The organism is Pseudomonas sp. E315 (assembly GCF_055406205.1).
The window spans coordinates 139,534-157,941 of record NZ_JBUZPJ010000005.1; the positions used below are offsets into that span (position 1 = coordinate 139,534).

The window sequence follows — 18,408 nt, forward strand, 5'->3', positions numbered from 1 at the left end:
GCAGCCTTCGCCAGCGGCTACGCGTGTTGCATCAAGGTAGGCGATCCAGTTTTGGGCTCAACTCTTGCCCGTCAATCAGTAACGACTGATAACGGGGTTTGATCACCGTCACCTTGCCTTCGCGGATCTTCTCAATCAGCTCCAGCGGGCTGTCGCCCCCTTCATAAGTACCGGCTCGTTGCCAATTACCTTGGGTGTCGCGCTTGAAAAAGTACAGCGGCTCAGACCACTGCTGCTTAGGCAGTTGCAGCACTTCACTGCTGCCGTCTTGATCCAGATCCACGGCCCACATCGCGCAGCCCGGATACAAACACGGCTGACCGCCAATCCCCGGCACATCAAACTGGTCAGCACCTTCAACCCTGGGGCCTATCCATTCCAGCAGCCGCTCACTCGGCTTGCGCTGCCCCTTGCCCGCTTCCACTTGCTTTAGACGCTCCAACAACGCTTGCCGTGTCGGCTCCGACAACACCTGACCCTGCTCAAGTTGCGCCAACAACGCGTCATACGCACGCTTGCCGGGCGGGCCCAAGTCATAGCGCAACGTGTACGCATCAAAAGTATCAACCTCGGCCTTACCGCCAAGCACGCGCTGCACCTGATTACTGGCGCTCAGCTGCAATGGATTGAACCAAGGCGTATACAGGGCCAACACCACAGCCACACTCACCAACGCAATGAGCGGATTACTGACACGCAGGCTCCATAGCCATTGGCGCTGCGGGGCGGCCATCGCCCAAACGGCGGCGACGCTGTGCGCCAGCATCACCAACGCCAGCAGCATCGCCAGCAAACGGCTCGGCGTCAGGCCGTATTGCTCAATGCGCAACCAGGTCGAGTAACCGGCCAGCAGCACCAATACCACTAAGCACAACAGGCACAGATCGACCATGCGCACCAGCCAAGTCGGGTAACCACTGCCATGCTCACCGTCCTGAAACACGCCGTTAAGCAGGAACAAATTGACCGCCACCAGACACAACATAATCGGCGTGGAATAGCCGGTGTCCCAAATCGGCTGCAGCCCGGTGAACGGCAACGCGAAGGTGAACACAATCGCGATCATCGACGCCAAAGGCAGCAAAAAGCGGCACAGCGTGAGCAAAATCCCACGCAACATTCCGATAATTCGGTCGTTATCCCGCCCCATGTGCAAGCCCAGCGCAAACACCATCGCCGAACTGATGTAAATAAACCCGTCAGTTGCAAACAGCTGATTGAGCGCCACAATCCCGAGCATCTTGAACAAGCTGCCCCACAACAGCATCAGCGCCCAAAACACCCCGTTAAGCAGTAACCCCAGCAACACGATAAACACCGTATCCCAGGCATGCCTGAACAAATCTTCGTAGCGCGGATAACGCCCTTCCCGGGTCGGCCAACTCAGAATAAAAGCCGTGCAGACGTAAGCAACCACCACTGACAAACCGCTCCAACTGCCAACCAGCCAACGGCTTGAGCGCCAGACCTCATCGTCCTCCCAAAACACCCAAGCACTGATTGCAGTCATCACCGCAGTCAAACCCAGCACCCACCAACCGGTGCCGCGCTGCCGCACATTGTCACCCAGCAACAACAGATTGATACCGCCCACCAACACTGCGGTGACTAACGCAAACTTCACACCCGACTGAGCCGTGACACTGGCCAGCCAAAGCAACACACCCTGCACCAGCCCAATGGCCAGACACACCTTGATGGATCGGTTGAGGGTTAGCATCGATAATTCCTTATAACGATATTTTTCAGAAGCGCCAGTCTAGTACAAAGTCGCGCACAGCGAATCGCACACTTATCTACGACCCAATTAACGATCCCCGCAAGAACCTAATATATACCTGCATTGCAGGATCAATCTTTCACAACGTCGAGACCAAGCCTACACAAACTCATGTTGAACTATGCCCCTCATAAAACTACGCTCAAAATACCACTTAATTAAAAAGTGGGATTTATAAAAATATATCGTGCAGGAGTGCTCACAATGAAAACCATCATACTTGAATCAAAAGAGCCGATCACCTTTGCAATGATCGGAATACGCCAATAATGCAAAAATAGCTAATGAGGGTTGGGGTGTTATTTAAACCAACCCTTACAGGGAGAGATCGTATGATGCGCATTAACCCAAACGTATTCATTCTGATCAAACCACCCGCCTTAATTATCTGGAACTATAAAACCCACGAGCAATTTGAAATAGACCGGGACCACGCCTCACGTTTATGGACACTGATTGATGACATTTCGTTATTCAATACCCATAACCCGCTTGACCACACACTGTTCAGCACCGGCCTGATCCAGCTCGCACAGGATGACGCTGAGCACTGGGGCTGGGATATCCTGTCCAGAATTTTCCACGTAGGCACCAAGGATCTGGTAACGGAACAGCAGCCACATAACACACAGCAATGGGCGCATAAATACCTGATGCACTGCGATAACGCTATGAGTCGCCCCTTTCCTGCGCCCCATCGATTTGCCGCTATATCGACCGAAAACATGCTGTCTCTGCCACCTCCGCTACCTAATTCCAAGCTTGTTACTGATCACAGCTTTACCGCGGCCCTGATAAAACGTAAAACCTGCCGGGAGTTTCTGCGCAAAAGTGTCTCACTGGAAGATATCAGCACATTATTGTATTTATCATTCGGCTATCTTAAGGAGCGCCAGGAGGATATATCCCCCCTCACACCCAAACATTTAGCACCTCGGCGCAGCAGTCCTTCAGCGGGAGGGCTAAATAGCTGCGAAGCTTATTTATATGCTTACAACATCAGGACATTAAACCCAGGGATTTATTATTACCATTCTGCCTTGCATGCTGTTCGGTTCATCCAAAAAATAAATACTTCGCTGGGTACACTCATGCAGGGACAACACTTTATAGGCAACTTGGCATTTGGCGTGTTTATTACGAGCCGCTTCGACAAACTGTGGTGGAAGTATGAACATTCCCGCGCCTATCGTGCGGCCTTGCTTGAAGCAGGGCACCTCTCACAAACGTTCCAGCTCACTGCAACCGCACTGGGTTTCAGTACTTGGCTATCTGCTGCTATGAACGACTCACAGGTTGAAAAAGTCTTGAACATCAACGCAATGGAGGAACAAGTGCTGCTGTTCACAGGCGGCGGCCACAGCACCGGAGCCGCATTCTGTGAAGAGCTGAATCAGCTCTTAGCCCCGCGTTGAGCGATGTATGACATTGGCTCCTCAGCCTGCAGCCACCCACACACTGCGCCAACGGGTGTCCAGCTACCTTTTGATGAGTGGCATCGCGTTGCTCAGTGTTTTCCCAATTAATGTGTTGTTGCCCTCATTTTCCGCACTTGCACAACGCTTTAACGTTCCGATAGCAGACATCACCTTATCCATCAGCGTGTTTACATTAGTGTTCTCGGTTTCACAGCTGCTGGTCGGGCCACTGTCAGACAGGTGGGGCCGTAAACCTCTGCTACTCGCCACCCTTGCCCTCTCATTGCTCGGAGCTTTGGGCTGTGCGCTGTCAAACAGCTATGCCCAGTTCCTGTTCTTTCGCGGCGTTCAAGCAGTTGGCTGTGGATTATTCGTACTGGGCCATGCACTGGTTGAAGACTTGTTTGCCAGGCAACAAAGAGCCCAGGTGCGCAATTTCTATCTAACCCTTAGCGGTTTTTTCATCGCAATCGCGCCACTTCTAGGCTCGGTTTTACAAGATCACTTTGATTGGCCCGCCAGCTTCTATCTATTTGGATTAATTGCCGCCGTTATTTTTCTCCACGTACAGCTGGCACTGGATAGCCACTCACAACGGCCCGTTCCACATCCATCCATAATGCAAACCGTTTTGACCCTCATAAGCCATCGAGACTTCATGGGGTACTGGCTAATCGCATCACTGACCTTTGCCTGCTATTTCGCGGTAATCAGCGTGACGCCACAAATTTTCATGGCCCAACTCAAGCTCTCGCCCAATCAATACGCTTGGCTACTCATGTTTTACGGCGCTGCCTACGTTCTCGGAGGCATGCTGGCCGCCAAGTTGCAAAAACACCTGCCCACTCGAATCCAAATCATTCTTGGGCTACTGGTTCTCGCCTTTTCAGGCGTACTGCTCATACTCATTCTGGTCAGTGATCGGCTGTCGGTCGCCAGCCTACTAAGTACCTTTTCGTTGAGTGCGGTGGGCGTGACACTGGTCAGACCCGCCGCTATCTCAGCAGCCATGTCATTGTTTTCAGATAAGGCAGGCACTGCCGCTTCCACGGGCAACACCCTCATGTTTGCCACCGCAGCAGCCAGCAGCGCAGCACTGGCTTATTCCGGAACCTTTCTGCTGCTCAATATTGCCGTTGGCTTCATTGTCCTGAGCCTGCTGGGTGTGGCTATTACCGTCAGAATCACTCAATAACGTCTGGTTGTAGATTCACTGAGCACACTCGCAGCTTGCGCTGCCATTCCCTCCCGCCACCAGCCGTGTAGAATCGACGCATTCATCGCCAATCATCCCCGGCGGGTTTATGAGCTCAGGCCCAAGCGCGCGGCGATCCCGCAACGTTTACGGCAACGAGCGGACACGTGGTCATTTTCTGTGTAGTCCGCGAGTGATTAGAAGCTCACTTCCCTGTTTGTTACCTGATTAGCCGCCCGGAGTTGCTCCATGCCTGACTATCGTTCAAAAACCTCCACCCACGGCCGCAACATGGCCGGTGCCCGCGCTTTGTGGCGCGCCACGGGGATGAAAGATGCCGACTTCAAGAAGCCGATCATCGCCATTGCCAACTCCTTTACCCAGTTCGTACCCGGCCACGTCCACCTCAAGGACATGGGCCAACTGGTTGCCCGCGAAATCGAACGCGCTGGCGGCGTTGCCAAAGAATTCAACACCATTGCCGTTGATGACGGCATTGCTATGGGCCACGACGGCATGCTGTATTCGCTGCCAAGTCGCGAGATCATCGCCGACTCGGTCGAGTACATGGTCAACGCCCATTGCGCCGACGCCATTGTGTGTATCTCCAACTGCGACAAAATCACCCCTGGCATGTTGATGGCCTCGTTACGCCTTAACATTCCGGTGATTTTCGTCTCTGGCGGGCCAATGGAAGCGGGCAAAACCAAGCTCGCCAGCCACGGTCTCGACTTGGTAGACGCAATGGTCATCGCCGCCGACTCCAGCGCTTCTGACGAGAAGGTTGCCGAGTACGAGCGCAGCGCTTGCCCAACGTGCGGTTCGTGCTCTGGCATGTTCACTGCCAACTCCATGAACTGCCTGACCGAAGCGCTGGGGCTGGCATTGCCGGGCAACGGCTCGGCACTGGCGACCCACAGCGACCGTGAGCAGTTGTTCCTGCAAGCAGGGCGCACCATTGTTGATCTGTGCCGTCAGTACTACGTCGAAAACGACGAGTCGGTATTGCCGCGCAACATTGCCAACTTCAAGGCGTTCGAAAACGCCATGACGCTGGACATCGCTATGGGCGGTTCGACCAACACCATCCTGCACTTGCTGGCCGCCGCTCAAGAGGCCGAAATCGATTTCGACCTCAAGGACATCGACCGTCTGTCACGCCACGTACCGCAGCTGTGCAAAGTGGCGCCGAATATTCAGAAGTACCACATGGAAGATGTGCACCGCGCTGGCGGCATTTTCTCCATTCTCGGCTCGCTGGCCCGTGGCGGTTTGTTGCACACCGACCTGCCGACTGTGCACAGCAAGACCTTGGCCGAAGGCATTGCCAAGTGGGACATCACCCAGACTGACGACGAAGCGGTACACACCTTCTTCAAGGCAGGCCCGGCCGGTATCCCGACGCAAACGGCGTTCAGCCAGTCGACCCGCTGGGAAACCCTGGACGACGACCGCGAAAACGGCTGCATCCGCAGCGTCGAGCACGCCTATTCGCAAGAAGGCGGTCTGGCCGTGTTGTACGGCAACATCGCGCTGGATGGTTGCGTGGTCAAAACCGCTGGCGTCGATGAGTCGATCCACGTGTTTGAAGGCAACGCCAAAATCTTCGAAAGCCAAGACAGCGCCGTGCGCGGCATCTTGGCTGACGAAGTTAAAGCTGGCGACATCGTGATCATTCGCTACGAAGGCCCAAAAGGCGGGCCGGGCATGCAAGAGATGCTCTACCCCACTTCCTACCTCAAATCCAAAGGCTTGGGCAAAGCCTGTGCCTTGCTGACCGATGGCCGCTTCTCGGGTGGTACTTCGGGCCTGTCCATTGGTCACGCTTCGCCAGAAGCCGCCGCCGGTGGCGCGATTGGCCTGGTGCAAGACGGCGACAAAGTGCTGATCGACATTCCAAACCGCTCGATCAACCTGTTGATCAGCGATGAAGAAATGGCAGCACGGCGCGCTGAGCAAGACAAAAAAGGCTGGAAGCCGGTAGAAGTGCGTCCACGTAAAGTCACCACCGCTCTCAAGGCTTACGCTTTGCTGGCAACAAGCGCCGATAAAGGCGCTGTGCGTGACAAAGCGCTGTTGGACAAACTGGTGCCGTAAGCCACCACGCACCAATAAAAATCCCGGCCTCGCGCCGGGATTTTTGTAACCGCTGTAAATCCGGGTAGGGGTACGCTTGCTCGCGAAAACCACGAATTCACAGCACGAGCGCGATCACCTTCAGTGCTTCGCGAGCAAGCTCGTTCCTACCGCGCCCTTAAATCAAGGGTATCCCCTGTAGCCGCTCGGCCGCCCATTCGCATTCAGATTCATCAGCTATGCTCCCTTAAGTACCTGCCGCTTATTCCAAAAGCGAAGGTCTCCATTCCAGAACGGTATATTTCCAGCTATATCAACCTGTTAGCATTTCCGGTTCGCAATTGTTGCACCCAAAGACTGGTACAAGTCGCCCCTCGGAGCTTTCATGAATTTCCCGCTGATCCTCAATCTGCTGGTGTTCCTCGCGTTGCTGTTCGGCCTGTCGCTGACCCGCCACACTGCGTGGAGCCTGGCAAAAAAAGTCCTGCTGGCGCTGGTCCTGGGCGTTGTTTTCGGCCTTGGCCTGCACCTGATCTACGGCGCAGAAAGCCCAACCCTGAAAACCTCTATCGGCTGGTTCGATCTGGTCGGCAGTGGCTATGTGCAACTGCTGCAAATGATCGTCATTCCATTGGTTTTTGCCTCGATCCTGAGCGCCGTGGCGCGTCTGCATAACGCCTCATCGCTGGGTAAGATCAGCTTTTTAACCATCGGCACGCTGCTGTTCACCACCATGATTGCAGCGCTGGTGGGTATTGGCCTGACCAACTTGTTCGGCCTGACCGCCGATGGTCTGGTGGCTGGCGCAGCTGAAATGAGCCGCTTGCAGGTTATCCAAAGCGAGTACGCGGGCAAGGTGTCTGACCTGAATGTGCCGCAGCTGCTGCTGTCGTTTATTCCGCAAAACCCGTTTGCTGACTTGGCTCGCGCCAAACCGACCTCGATCATCAGCGTGGTCATTTTCGCTGCGTTCCTGGGGGTTGCCGCGCTGCAACTGTTCAAGGACGAGCCAGAAAAAGGCAGCAAAGTGCTGAACGCCATCGACACCCTGCAAGCCTGGGTGATGCGTCTGGTGCGACTGGTAATGAAGCTGACCCCTTACGGCGTGCTGGCCTTGATGACCAAAGTGGTCGCCATGTCTAACCTGCAAGACATCATCAAACTCGGCAGTTTCGTGGTGGTGTCCTACATCGGCCTGGCGCTGATGTTCGTGATTCACGGGGTGATTGTGTCGGTGTCGGGCGTGAATCCGCTGCGCTTCTTCCGCAAGGTATGGCCAGTGCTGACCTTCGCCTTCACCAGCCGTTCGAGCGCAGCCAGCATCCCGCTGAGCATCGAAGCGCAAACCCGTCGCTTGGGCATTCCAAGTTCGATCGCCAGTTTCGCCGCCTCGTTTGGTGCAACCATTGGCCAAAACGGTTGCGCGGGCCTGTACCCAGCGATGTTGGCGGTGATGGTTGCCCCAACGGTTGGCATCAACCCACTGGACCCACTGTGGATCGCGACGCTGGTGGCGATTGTGACCTTGAGTTCGGCAGGTGTAGCGGGCGTTGGCGGCGGCGCGACCTTTGCCGCGCTGATCGTGCTGCCTGCGATGGGCTTGCCCGTGTCGCTGGTGGCGTTGCTGATTTCCGTCGAACCTTTGATCGACATGGGCCGTACGGCGCTGAACGTCAGCGGCGCGATGGTTGCCGGTACGGTAACCAGCCAAGTCATGAACCAGACCGACAAAGCCATTTTGGCTGAAGACGATCATGGTGACTTGGCACACGCCTAACGGACACAACCGCATAGGCACTGAAGGCTGCGAGCTTTTAAAAAGTCAAAAGATCGCAGCCTTCGACGCTCCCACGGGGTGTTACACCCGTTCCCAGACCTCAAAGCTGAATGCTGGCTTGTCATCTGCTGCCGCATGCGGCTCGTTGGACACCAGCTTCCACTGCGCCTGATCAAACTCAGGAAACCACGCATCCCCTTGCGGGCTAAGGCCCACTCGCGTCAGGTACAACCGGTCGGCATCTGCCAGCCCTTGGGTGTATAGCTGCGCGCCACCAATGAGCATCACTTCGCTCACGCCTTGTTCTTTTGCCCACACTTCGGCGCGCTCAACGGCCGCTTCAAGGGAGGCAAACACTTCGGCACCTTCGAGCTGCAAATCGGTCTGACGACTGACCACCAGGTTCAAACGCCCCGGCAACGGACGGCCCAGCGAATCCCAGGTTTTGCGACCCATGATGATCGGCTTGCCCAAGGTGGTGGCCTTGAAATATTTGAAATCCGCCGGCAAATGCCACGGCATGCTGTTGTCGACGCCGATCACGCGGTTTTCACCGAGCGCTGCGATCAGGCTGAGGGGGAGTGATTTTTTCATGGCGCCGAGGATACCAGAGCCACCCGCGCCGACAGTACCCCGTGCGACGTACAGCGGTTATGCTCACCGCTCACTTGGAATGGATTGGCCTGTGACTCAACTTTCCCCGCTGCAACGCCTTTGGCTGACCGAAACCGTGCGCTTGCGCGAAGAACACGCAGGCCCGCTGGATGACCTTGAAGCTAATCGCCGAGCCCGCAGCGAAGGCGGCGATTTGCCGACTCGCCTGCAAAATCGTGCCTTGTGGCTGGCCGAGCGTGACGGTTTATTGAGTGCATTGCAGCATTGGCTGCAAGGCGCGCGCCTAGCGCTATTGGGGCTGATCATCGTGGCCATCGTCAGCGGTGCCGGGCTGGCATTTGCCGCACTGGGCGACGGGCAAACCCCGGTCAATGTGTTCTGGGCGCTGGGCAGCTTGCTTGGGCTCAACCTTATTCTTTTAATCAGTTGGCTGCTGGGCCTGCTGTTTGCGGGCGAACATGGCGCCAGCCTTGGCCGCTTATGGCTATGGCTCAGCGAAAAGTTCGCCCGCGACGCCAAAGCCGCTCAACTGGCGCCCGCATTATTGCTGCTGCTACAGCGGCGCAAACTCAATCGCTGGGCGCTCGGCACGTTGGTCAACGGCCTGTGGCTGCTGGCGATGCTGAGCACGCTGGTGATGATGCTGCTGCTCATGGCCACACGCCGTTACGGGTTTATTTGGGAAACCACCATTTTGGGTGCCGACGTGTTTGTCGCCGCGACCCGCGCCCTCGGCGCACTCCCGAACTGGATGGGCCTCAGTGTGCCAACGGTGGAGATGATCCGCATCAGCACCGACAGCAGCCTCTATAACAACGAACTCGTGCGTCAGTCTTGGGCAATCTGGTTGGTGGGTGTTGTCCTGATCTACGGCGTGATCCCGCGCCTGCTGCTGTCGGCATTTTGCCTGTGGCGCTGGAAAACCGGGCGCAACGCCTTGCAGTTGGATCTCAACCTGCCCGGCTACAGCCAATTGCGCGAACGTTTAATGCCGAGCAGCGAGCGATTGGGCGTCAACGACATCGCCCCCGAACACCTGCATAACATTCAGGCAGGGCATACCGATGTGCAAACCGATGGCGCGCTGATCGTGGCGATTGAGCTGGATGATCAACATCCGTGGCCACCCAAGTTGCCCGCCACTGTCAAAGATGCAGGCATCCTCGACAGCCGCGAGTCCCGGCAAAAGCTGTTAGAGCAGATGACCCGCTTCCCTCCGGCGCGCTTGGCCATTGCCTGTGACCCACGGCGCTCGCCAGATCGTGGCAGTCTGGCGTTGATTGGCGAACTGGCACGCAGTGCCGCCCAAACCCGCATCTGGTTGCTGCAAGCGCCTCCCGGTCAGGCGCTGGACGCCGACCGTTTAAGCGACTGGCACACGGCCCTTGAACAACTGGGGCTGCCATTTTCCGCCAGCGCCCCCCTCAATTGGCTGGAGACAGGCCATGACTAAGCCGCTCACGCTGGCAGTGGTTGGTCACACCAATGTCGGCAAAACATCGCTGCTGCGAACCCTTACCCGTGATATCGGGTTTGGTGAAGTCTCGCACCGGCCCAGCACGACCCGCCATGTGGAGGGCGCCCGCCTTTCGGTAAACGGTGAACCACTGCTGGAGCTGTACGACACGCCGGGGCTGGAAGATGCCATCGCTTTGCTCGACTACCTTGAGCGCCTCGACCGCCCCGGCGAACGCCTCGATGGCCCGGCACGCGTGGCACGCTTTCTTGAAGGCAGCGAGGCGCGACAGCGTTTTGAGCAAGAAGCCAAGGTGCTGCGCCAACTACTGGCCTCAGACGCCGGGCTGTATGTGATCGACGCCCGCGAGCCAGTGCTGGCCAAGTACCGTGACGAACTCAGCGTATTGGCCAGTTGCGGTAAGCCGCTGCTGCCGGTGCTCAACTTTGTCAGCAGTGCGCACCATCGCGAACCCGAATGGCGCGAAGCCTTGGCCCGTCTTGGCCTGCATGCGCTGGTGCGTTTTGACAGCGTGGCACCGCCCGAAGATGGTGAACGCCGCTTGTATGAAAGCCTCGCCCTGCTGCTGGAGCATTCACGCGACGCCTTGCAACGCTTGATTGCCGATCAAGAAGCCCAACGTGAAGCGCGCAAACACAGCGCACTGCGCCTGATTGCAGAGCTTTTAATTGACTGCGCCGCCTGCCGACGTAGCGTTGTCAGCGAAAAGACCGTCGAACAGCAGGCCATCGGCCAACTGCGCGAAGCCATTCGCCAGCGCGAACAACGCTGTGTGGAGGCCTTGCTCAAGCTGTATGGTTTTCGCCCCAACGATGCCACGGCCAGCGATTTGCCCTTGCTGAACGGGCGCTGGGGAGACGACTTATTCAACCCCGAAACCCTCAAGCAATTGGGCGTGCGCGTTGGCAGCGGGATTGCCGCAGGCGCAGCAGCGGGTGCGGGCGTGGACTTGATGGTAGGCGGGCTGACGCTGGGCGCCGCAGCGCTGGCAGGCGCCATTGCCGGCGGCGCACTGCAAACCGCGCGCAGCTACGGCAGTCGTTTGCTGGGTAAGCTTAAGGGGCAGCGCGAATTGACGGTGGATGACAGCGTGCTGAGATTGCTGGCCTTACGCCAACGCCAATTGCTACACGCCCTTAATGCCCGTGGGCATGCGGCGGTGGACAGCATCAAAGTCGCGACCCCACAAGACAAAACCTGGCGCGAAGGCAAGTTACCCGAAGCCCTGAACAAAGCGCGTGCGCACCCACAATGGTCTTCGCTCAACCCTCACCCCAAGCTGAGCCAAGCTGAGCGCCAAGAGCAAATTGAACGACTCGCCCAGCACATCTAAACCTGTAGCAGCCTACGCCAGCTGCTACAGCGTCAGGTGGCGCAAGGCTTTTTGTTTGAGCAGGTGCAGGTCAATGATCGGCACGTGCATTTCCTTGGCCTGTTCATCCCAATGGCGCATGCGCAGGCTGAGTTCACACAGCGGGTCTTGCTCAAACGCATCGGCTTCAGCGTCGCTCATAACACCCCCTTGATAGCCCAGCGTGCGAATACTGGCTTCGCTCAACACGTCGTAGTAACCGGGCTCGCGCAGGGCGAGGTAGCGTTTGGCTTGCACGTGGTATTCAACCAGTTTGGCCACGCGCTCGCTAAAGCCTGCACGGCGCAGGTAATTGGCACCAACCAACTCGTGGCTGACCACGCCATATCCGCCCATGTTCTTGGCATCATTGACACAAAAGTGGCCAATATCGTGAAAGAAGGCAGCCAATACCACTTCATCGTCAAAGCCTTCTGCCAACGCCAACTGCGCGGCTTGGGACATGTGCTCGATTTGTGACACTGGCTCCCCGATGTAATCGTCGGTGCCGTATTGCTGATACAACCCAAAAACGTCTTCGACTACTTGCTGCGCGTGTGTCATCACAACTCCTCCAGCATCCGGGCGATATTACCCTCGGCCATCGCCGGGCCCACGCTCATGCCAACGCCGGTGTGCATCAGCGCAGCATTCAAGCCGGGCGCCACCTGTAACCATGTAAACGGCTTAGCCCCTTGCGCACCATAAACGCCTTGCCAACGTTCAACCACCTGCACGTCGCAGCCAAGGGTTTGGGTGCACAGTTGCAACAGCCAGTTGTCGACCTGTTCGCTGTTAAATGGTGATGGATCGCGACTGTAATCGTGAGAGTCACCGACAATCAGCTCGCCATAAGGCGTCGGACTGATCAGCAGATGGATGCCGTGTTGGTCCAGATGCGGGCTGTCACGCAAGATCTCAGCCTGCACAGTTGCGGCTTCAGGCAAGTCGGCAAACGCGCCGTAATGCACGCAACTCAGGCCGGTCAGCAGCGCATGTTGCAACTTCAAGTCCATGCGCGGGCGCACCCGCAGCATTTGCAAACGGCAGATCTGCGGTTTGAGCGTGGCCAGCGGTTCAGCCAACAGAGTTTGATAATCGTGCCCCGAGCACACAATCACCTGCGCGCCCTTAAAACTGCCTGCAGTGGTGTGAACCTGACCCGGTTCAATGTCATGCACCAACGTCGAGAAGTGAAACTCAACGCCCAAGTCGCGGCGCAAATAGTCGATCAGCGCCGGGATAGCTTCGCGTGAATAGACCTGCTGATCGTCCAACCCGTGCAAAGCCGCCCGATGATGCTTGAACTGGCCGTCGTACAAAGCGTTTAAGCCATGACCGCGCAACAGCTCGGCGCGATACCCAAACTCACGGGCGCGACCTTGGCAAAAGGCATCCAACAGGTGCTCTTCGGCTTCGGTGCGGGCAAACAGGTACGAGCCATTGCGCTTAAGGTCGAAACCCGCGAGCTGCGCCCAGTTCGCCCAGATTTCACGGCTGGCACGGGCCAAATCGAGCATGACACCCGGCGGCTGGCCGGTAACCAGCGCTTGGCCGAAGTTGCGCACCGACGCGCCCAATGGCGTGCTGGTGCGCTCAAAAACCTTAACCTTTAGCCCGCGCTTGGCTGCCGCATAAGCATGGGATAAACCCAAAATACCTGCGCCAACGATAAGAATCTGATGAGTCATGATTGTGCCCTGAAGCAAACCCAATCCTCGGAGCTGCCGCAGGCTGCGATCTTCTCAACGATCAAAAGATCGCAGCCTGCGGCAGCTCCTAAGGTTCAGTTGCTCGTCGTTGAGGGAATTATTGCGCCGCTTTTTCGGACTTGCCGTCGTAGCGTTTACGCCATTCGCTCAAGATGCTGTCGCGATTTTTCGACGCCCAAGCGAAGTCGTTTTTAATCAGCCGTTGTTCGTAATCCGCCGGTAGTTCGGTCTGTGGTTTGGCGATGCCAGGTTGCGCGAGAACGGCGAAGTTCTCTTTATAAAGCTCCATCGCTTCAGGGCTGGCAGAGAAGTCCGCGAGCTTTTTGGCGGCTTCTTCATGGGCCGAGCCTTTGATCACAGCAGTTGCTTCGATCTCCCAGCCCAAGCCTTCTTTGGGCAACACGATGTCCAGCGGCGCCCCTTGGCGCTTGAGTTGTACCGCCGGGTATTCGAATGAAATACCAATCGGGAACTCACCCGCCGCCGCCAGTTTGCAAGGCTTTGAGCCGGAGTGAACGTATTGGCCGATGTTTTGATGCAGGTCGTCCATGTACTGCCAGCCCTGCTTCTCGCCGAAGGTTTGCAGCCAGGCACTGACGTCCAAAAAGCCCGTGCCAGAAGACGCCGGGTTAGGCATGACGATTTTGCCTTTGTACTCAGGCTTGGTGAGGTCTTGCCAGCTCACAGGTTTAGTCAGGCCCTGTTTTTCGGCTTCGATGGTGTTGAAGCAAATGGTTGCGGCCCACACGTCCATCCCGACCCAGGCCGGCGGGTTGGCTGCATCGCGGTAGTTGGGGCCAATTTTGCTCAAGTCTTTGGGCGCGTAGCTTTGCAGCATGCCTTGCTGGTCAAGAATCGCCAGGCTGGAGGCCGCCAAACCCCAGACTGCATCGGCTTGCGGGCGGGCTTTTTCGGCCAGCAACTTGGCCGTGATGATGCCAGTGGAATCGCGCACCCATTTGATTTCCACGTCCGGGTTGGCCTTCTCAAACGCTTGCTTGTAGCTTTTCAGTTGTTCGGCTTCAAGCGCGGTGTAAACGGTCAATTCAGTTTTGGCAGCCAACGCATTCACGCTAAACGCAGTGAGGACAGCAGCGACAAGAGCAAGTGGCTTGAACATGGTGCGGTTCCTTTGGGTTGTAGGGGCATAAATCATTGCGCAGGAGCGCCTTGACGCCAGGCTTGGGAGCGGCGCAACAAACCGCGCGAAGCCCAGGCCAGCAGCAGGGAGACGCCCGCCGAGGTGAACAGAATCAAGGTCGACATGGCCGCTGCGCCGCCGACGTTTCCGGCGTCGTCCATGTTCAACACCGCCACCGCCGCGAGGATGGTGTCGGGGCTGTAGAGGAAAATCGCCGCCGACACCGTGGTCATGGCCGACACAAACAGGTAGCGCACGATATCGAGCAGTGCTGGCAAGCAAATGGGCACGGTGACGCGCCAGTAATGGCGATACAGCGGCGCTTTAAGCGACAGCGCAGCGGCCTCAAATTCGCCGTCAAGCTGGCGCAAGGCGGTGGTCGCGGTCATTTGAGCGGTGGTCAAATAGTGAGCAATGGTGCAAACCACCAGCAGCGTCATGGTTGCGTAAAACACATGCAGCGGATTGCCGGTCATGTTGAAAAAGAACACATAGCCCAAGCCCAACACCAAGCCCGGCACTGCCATCGGCACAAAGCTGAGCATGCGCAGCGCCAGATTCAGGCCTTTTTGGCCGTTGGTTTTTTCCATCAAATAAGCGCCGGTGAAAATCACCACGCTGCCGATCAGTGCTGTACACAGCGCCATCGTCAAACTATTGCGATAAGCCAACCAACCACCGCCCGCCGTGTCATTGAATTGATAGTGGTTGAGCGACAGCGACAGGTTGTAGGGCCAAAATTTGACCAGTGACGAGTACACCGCCATGCCGAACACCAGCAGCAAGGCCGCACAGATCAACATGACGATGGCCAGATAGCAGCAATCACGGGCCTTGGACGGGACAGGTTTAAAGACTTGAGCGCGGCCACTCATCGAATCACCATGTTGGCGGCGCAGCCAGGCATCGACCCCAAAGCTGAACAACGCAGGCAGCAGCAAGACCATCCCGATCAAGGCTCCACGACCAAATTGCTGCTGCCCCACCACCGCTTTGTAGGCTTCCAGCGCCAGCACTTGATAGTCGCCACCCACCACCACCGGCACGCCGAAGTCTGTGATGGTCAGGGTAAACACCAAGCAAAAGGCGGCGAACACAGCTTGTTTGGTGCCCGGCCAGGTGATGCTGCGAAACGCTTTGAACGGCCCGGCGCCCATGCTCGACGCGGCATCAAACAAGCGCGCATCGGCCAGCGACAGCGCCGAGAGCAAAATCATCAACGCATGAGGGAAGGTGTAAATCGCTTCGCCCAACACAATGCCCCAAAAGCCATAAATGTTGTCCGAGACCCACCCGCGCAACATCCCTTGGTTGCCAAACAGGTACACCAGCGCAATACCCGGCAACATCGACGGGGCCATCAGCGGCAACAGTGACAGGCCGCGCCACAACGGCTTGGCCGGAATCATTGTGCGTTGCAGTGCGTAGGCAAACAGATAAGCCAGCGGGACGACAATCGCCGCCACGCTCACAGACACCTTGAGGCTGTTGCCGAGCAACCAGTGAAAGTTATCGCTGGTCACCAGCTCGCGCGCGGCCAACCAGCCACCGCCTTGCCCGTCTTGCGCACTAAAGCCGCGCCAAAAAATCGCCAGCAGCGGCATCAACACGGCGACACTCAATAGCAGCAGCAACAGCAGTTTGCCGCCGACCACAAAGATTGTGTCGCCCAGTTCGGCACGCGAGGCTTTGCGGGTCAGTTTGCCGGGCAGTGGCAAGGCCATTTCAGCGGCCATCTCAGGCAAACACCTGCAAGCTGCTCGGCGGCAAGGCAACGACTATGTCTTGTGCGCCAAGGCGTGGCAGGTCTTGGCTGCCAACTTCTGCCGTGAGCGCATGGCCCGGCAAATGGTTGAGCTCAAAGCTCATGCGGCAGCGATTACCCAGGAAGGTGATTTCTCGCACACGGGCCGGAAACAGGTTCTCTTGATGCAGCACCGGGTTCACGCTGATGGCCTCGGGGCGGCAAAACAAACGGCCCGACGTGGCACGCCCGGCATCATCGGCCAAACGCATATTCATGCCGCCCACTTGCGCATGGCTGTCGCTGTTGCGCTGAAACGGCAACCAGTTGCCTTGGCCGACAAACTCGGCCACAAACGGCGTGGCGGGTTTGTCATAGATTTCCTGCGGGGTGGCGTATTGCTCGACCTTGCCGTTGTTCATCACGGCGATGCGGTCGGCCATCAACATGGCTTCGTCCTGATTGTGAGTGACCATCAACGTGGTAATGCCCAAGCTGCGCTGGAGTTGGCGCAGCTCAGTACACAAATGCTCTCGCACTCGGGCATCGAGAGCCGACATGGGTTCATCGAGCAGCAGCAATGACGGCGACGGCGCCAACGCCCGAGCCAGAGCCACACGCTGCTGTTGGCCGCCAGAAAGCTGGCCCGGAAACTTCTTCTCGCTGCCGGTCAGGCCCACCAGCGCCAGCATCTCGCTGACACGCTTGCGCACCACGTCGCGGTTGCTGCCCGCAAGGCCATAAGCGATGTTGGCCTCAACGCTGAGGTTGGGAAACAGCGCGTACGACTGAAACAAAATCCCGTAATCACGGGCTTGGGGCGCGAGGTCAGACACATCGCGATCCCCAAGATGCAATACGCCGCTGTCCTGACGCTCAAGCCCGGCGATGCAGCGCAATAAGGTGGTTTTGCCACAGCCTGACGGGCCTAACAGGCACACCAACTCCCCGGCAGCCACCTCCAGCGAGACGTTATCCAGCGCCGTAAAGGCGCCGAATCGCTTGTTCACATTGCGCACCTTCATGGGTACGCCGGGTTGGGTCAAAGCGGTTGCGTTCGAGCTGTTCATGGGGGCACCTCATCAAGCAGATGAGGGCCATCCTAGAGACGCAATACGTACAAGATGTGGCAACAAGGCAAAAGCTGCCGATAGTGGTATTGGTGGATTTTGGATAACCCCCGTTGGAGCTGCCGAAGGCTGCGATCTGTTGATGTTTAAAAGATCGCAGCCTTCGGCAGCTCCAACGCAGGGGTTAGCAGCCCGCCATTTCTTGCGCCAATCCCAGAAAGGCCGCAGGCAGTCGCGCCGATTTTCGCTCTTTAAGGCAGTACAGGTATTCGTGGATAACTGGCGCGTTTTGCAGTGTGAGCACCCGCAATTGCGGGTCGTGCGGGACTTCCTGTCGCGCAATGATGCTGATGCCGATATTGCGCAGCACCGCTTCACGAATCGACTCACGGCTACCAATTTCCAGCAGCGGGCCAAAGCTGACACCTGCGCTGTTGAGCAGTTCTTCGGTCAACTTGCGCGTCGTCGAGCCTTGTTCTCGCATCAACAGGCAGTGCCCGGCCAGTGCGCTGAGCGGCACGTGATCGAGCTTGGCCAGCGGGTGATTACGGTGTACGGCCAGCACCAGCGGGTCGGAGCCCAATACGCGGCGAATCAGACGCGAGTCCTCCAGCAATTGCGAGGAGGCGGCGATATCGACGCGGTATTCATCCAGTGCTTCGAGCACTTGCTGCGAGTTGCCGATGTCCACTGACACGTCGATCTGCGGCAAGCGCTCGCGCAGGGTTTTCACCAAATCAAGGATGTAATACGGCGCTGTGGCCGCGATGCGCAGCGTCCCAACGCCTTGGCCACTGTTGCGCAAAAAGAACTCAATGTCGGCTTCTTGCTGCAACAGCGCTTTGACCATCGGCAGCAAACGCACACCCTCATCGCTGAGGCTCAGGCGGCGCCCGCCGCGATAAAACAGCTCTACACCGTATTGGCTTTCGAGCTGGCGGATTTGCGTGGTCACTGTCGGCTGGCTAAGCCCGAGCTTCTTCGCGGCCTGAGTAATACTGCCCAATTGGGCCACCCGGTAAAACGCTTTTAACTCGGCACTCAGCACTGCG

At 57.4% G+C, this 18,408-nt stretch carries 14 protein-coding genes; 6 read left to right on the top strand and 8 right to left on the bottom strand.

Going from position 1 to position 18,408, the window contains the following annotated elements; genetic code table 11:
* Nucleotides 1-31 precede the first annotated feature (31 nt).
* Complete coding sequence (locus ACZRJQ_RS09560; protein ID WP_463978118.1) at nt 32-1,720, bottom strand: DUF4153 domain-containing protein; 1,689 nt, start codon at nt 1,718-1,720, stop codon at nt 32-34.
* Between the two features lie 392 nt (nt 1,721-2,112).
* Between ACZRJQ_RS09560 and ACZRJQ_RS09565 the strand changes: the two genes are divergently transcribed.
* From ACZRJQ_RS09565 to ACZRJQ_RS09580, 4 genes are all read left to right on the top strand, one after another.
* Complete coding sequence (locus ACZRJQ_RS09565) at nt 2,113-3,195, top strand: SagB/ThcOx family dehydrogenase (RefSeq protein WP_463978119.1); 1,083 nt, start codon at nt 2,113-2,115, stop codon at nt 3,193-3,195.
* A gap of 73 nt (nt 3,196-3,268) precedes the next feature.
* A complete protein-coding gene (locus ACZRJQ_RS09570) occupies nt 3,269-4,393 on the top strand; it encodes an MFS transporter (protein ID WP_463978120.1) in 1,125 nt (374 codons plus the stop codon).
* 249 nt (nt 4,394-4,642) lie between these two features.
* Nucleotides 4,643-6,490: a dihydroxy-acid dehydratase gene (gene ilvD, locus ACZRJQ_RS09575; protein ID WP_463978121.1), complete on the top strand. Its 1,848-nt coding sequence runs from the start codon at nt 4,643-4,645 to the stop codon at nt 6,488-6,490.
* A 364-nt stretch (nt 6,491-6,854) separates the two neighbouring features.
* Nucleotides 6,855-8,246 (top strand): L-cystine transporter, encoded by a 1,392-nt coding sequence (locus ACZRJQ_RS09580; protein ID WP_463978122.1) that lies wholly within the window; start codon nt 6,855-6,857, stop codon nt 8,244-8,246.
* A gap of 81 nt (nt 8,247-8,327) precedes the next feature.
* Here ACZRJQ_RS09580 and ACZRJQ_RS09585 read toward each other — a convergent pair whose 3' ends face one another.
* A complete protein-coding gene (locus tag ACZRJQ_RS09585) occupies nt 8,328-8,840 on the bottom strand; it encodes a dihydrofolate reductase (RefSeq protein ID WP_463978123.1) in 513 nt (170 codons plus the stop codon).
* Between the two features lie 91 nt (nt 8,841-8,931).
* Between ACZRJQ_RS09585 and ACZRJQ_RS09590 the strand changes: the two genes are divergently transcribed.
* A complete protein-coding gene (locus ACZRJQ_RS09590; RefSeq protein WP_463978124.1) occupies nt 8,932-10,314 on the top strand; it encodes a DUF2868 domain-containing protein in 1,383 nt (460 codons plus the stop codon).
* Nucleotides 10,307-11,671, top strand: a complete 1,365-nt coding sequence (locus ACZRJQ_RS09595) for a GTPase/DUF3482 domain-containing protein (protein ID WP_463978125.1) — start codon at nt 10,307-10,309, stop codon at nt 11,669-11,671. The genes ACZRJQ_RS09590 and ACZRJQ_RS09595 overlap by 8 nt, the downstream gene beginning before the upstream one ends.
* Before the next feature lie 24 nt (nt 11,672-11,695).
* Here ACZRJQ_RS09595 and ACZRJQ_RS09600 read toward each other — a convergent pair whose 3' ends face one another.
* The 6 genes from ACZRJQ_RS09600 to ACZRJQ_RS09625 form a co-directional block, all read right to left on the bottom strand.
* Nucleotides 11,696-12,253: a phosphonate degradation HD-domain oxygenase gene (locus ACZRJQ_RS09600; protein WP_463978126.1), complete on the bottom strand. Its 558-nt coding sequence runs from the start codon at nt 12,251-12,253 to the stop codon at nt 11,696-11,698.
* Nucleotides 12,253-13,380 carry a TIGR03364 family FAD-dependent oxidoreductase gene (locus ACZRJQ_RS09605; protein WP_463978127.1) on the bottom strand — a complete coding sequence of 376 codons (1,128 nt, stop codon included), beginning with the start codon at nt 13,378-13,380 and terminating at the stop codon, nt 12,253-12,255. Before ACZRJQ_RS09605 ends, ACZRJQ_RS09600 begins: the two co-directional genes overlap by 1 nt.
* 118 nt (nt 13,381-13,498) lie before the next feature.
* Nucleotides 13,499-14,521 carry a putative 2-aminoethylphosphonate ABC transporter substrate-binding protein gene (locus tag ACZRJQ_RS09610; protein WP_463978128.1) on the bottom strand — a complete coding sequence of 341 codons (1,023 nt, stop codon included), beginning with the start codon at nt 14,519-14,521 and terminating at the stop codon, nt 13,499-13,501.
* A gap of 32 nt (nt 14,522-14,553) precedes the next feature.
* Nucleotides 14,554-16,278, bottom strand: a complete 1,725-nt coding sequence (locus ACZRJQ_RS09615; protein ID WP_463978129.1) for a putative 2-aminoethylphosphonate ABC transporter permease subunit — start codon at nt 16,276-16,278, stop codon at nt 14,554-14,556.
* A gap of 1 nt (nt 16,279) precedes the next feature.
* Nucleotides 16,280-17,356, bottom strand: coding sequence for a putative 2-aminoethylphosphonate ABC transporter ATP-binding protein (locus ACZRJQ_RS09620; RefSeq protein ID WP_463978130.1), 1,077 nt, complete (start codon nt 17,354-17,356; stop codon nt 16,280-16,282).
* A 184-nt stretch (nt 17,357-17,540) separates the two neighbouring features.
* Nucleotides 17,541-18,404, bottom strand: coding sequence for a LysR family transcriptional regulator (locus ACZRJQ_RS09625; RefSeq protein WP_463978131.1), 864 nt, complete (start codon nt 18,402-18,404; stop codon nt 17,541-17,543).
* Nucleotides 18,405-18,408: the final 4 nt, after the last annotated feature.

Bases quoted from the DNA above. Each gene is read 5' to 3' on its own strand.
- ACZRJQ_RS09560 (WP_463978118.1), bottom strand. From the start codon at position 1,720: ATGCTAACCCTCAACCGATCCATCAAGGTGTGTCTGGCCATTGGGCTG.
- ACZRJQ_RS09565 (WP_463978119.1), top strand. From the start codon at position 2,113: ATGATGCGCATTAACCCAAACGTATTCATTCTGATCAAACCACCCGCC.
- ACZRJQ_RS09570 (WP_463978120.1), top strand. From the start codon at position 3,269: ATGAGTGGCATCGCGTTGCTCAGTGTTTTCCCAATTAATGTGTTGTTG.
- ilvD (WP_463978121.1), top strand. From the start codon at position 4,643: ATGCCTGACTATCGTTCAAAAACCTCCACCCACGGCCGCAACATGGCC.
- ACZRJQ_RS09580 (WP_463978122.1), top strand. From the start codon at position 6,855: ATGAATTTCCCGCTGATCCTCAATCTGCTGGTGTTCCTCGCGTTGCTG.
- ACZRJQ_RS09585 (WP_463978123.1), bottom strand. From the start codon at position 8,840: ATGAAAAAATCACTCCCCCTCAGCCTGATCGCAGCGCTCGGTGAAAAC.
- ACZRJQ_RS09595 (WP_463978125.1), top strand. From the start codon at position 10,307: ATGACTAAGCCGCTCACGCTGGCAGTGGTTGGTCACACCAATGTCGGC.
- ACZRJQ_RS09600 (WP_463978126.1), bottom strand. From the start codon at position 12,253: ATGACACACGCGCAGCAAGTAGTCGAAGACGTTTTTGGGTTGTATCAG.
- ACZRJQ_RS09605 (WP_463978127.1), bottom strand. From the start codon at position 13,380: ATGACTCATCAGATTCTTATCGTTGGCGCAGGTATTTTGGGTTTATCC.
- ACZRJQ_RS09610 (WP_463978128.1), bottom strand. From the start codon at position 14,521: ATGTTCAAGCCACTTGCTCTTGTCGCTGCTGTCCTCACTGCGTTTAGC.
- ACZRJQ_RS09615 (WP_463978129.1), bottom strand. From the start codon at position 16,278: ATGGCCGCTGAAATGGCCTTGCCACTGCCCGGCAAACTGACCCGCAAA.
- ACZRJQ_RS09620 (WP_463978130.1), bottom strand. From the start codon at position 17,356: ATGAACAGCTCGAACGCAACCGCTTTGACCCAACCCGGCGTACCCATG.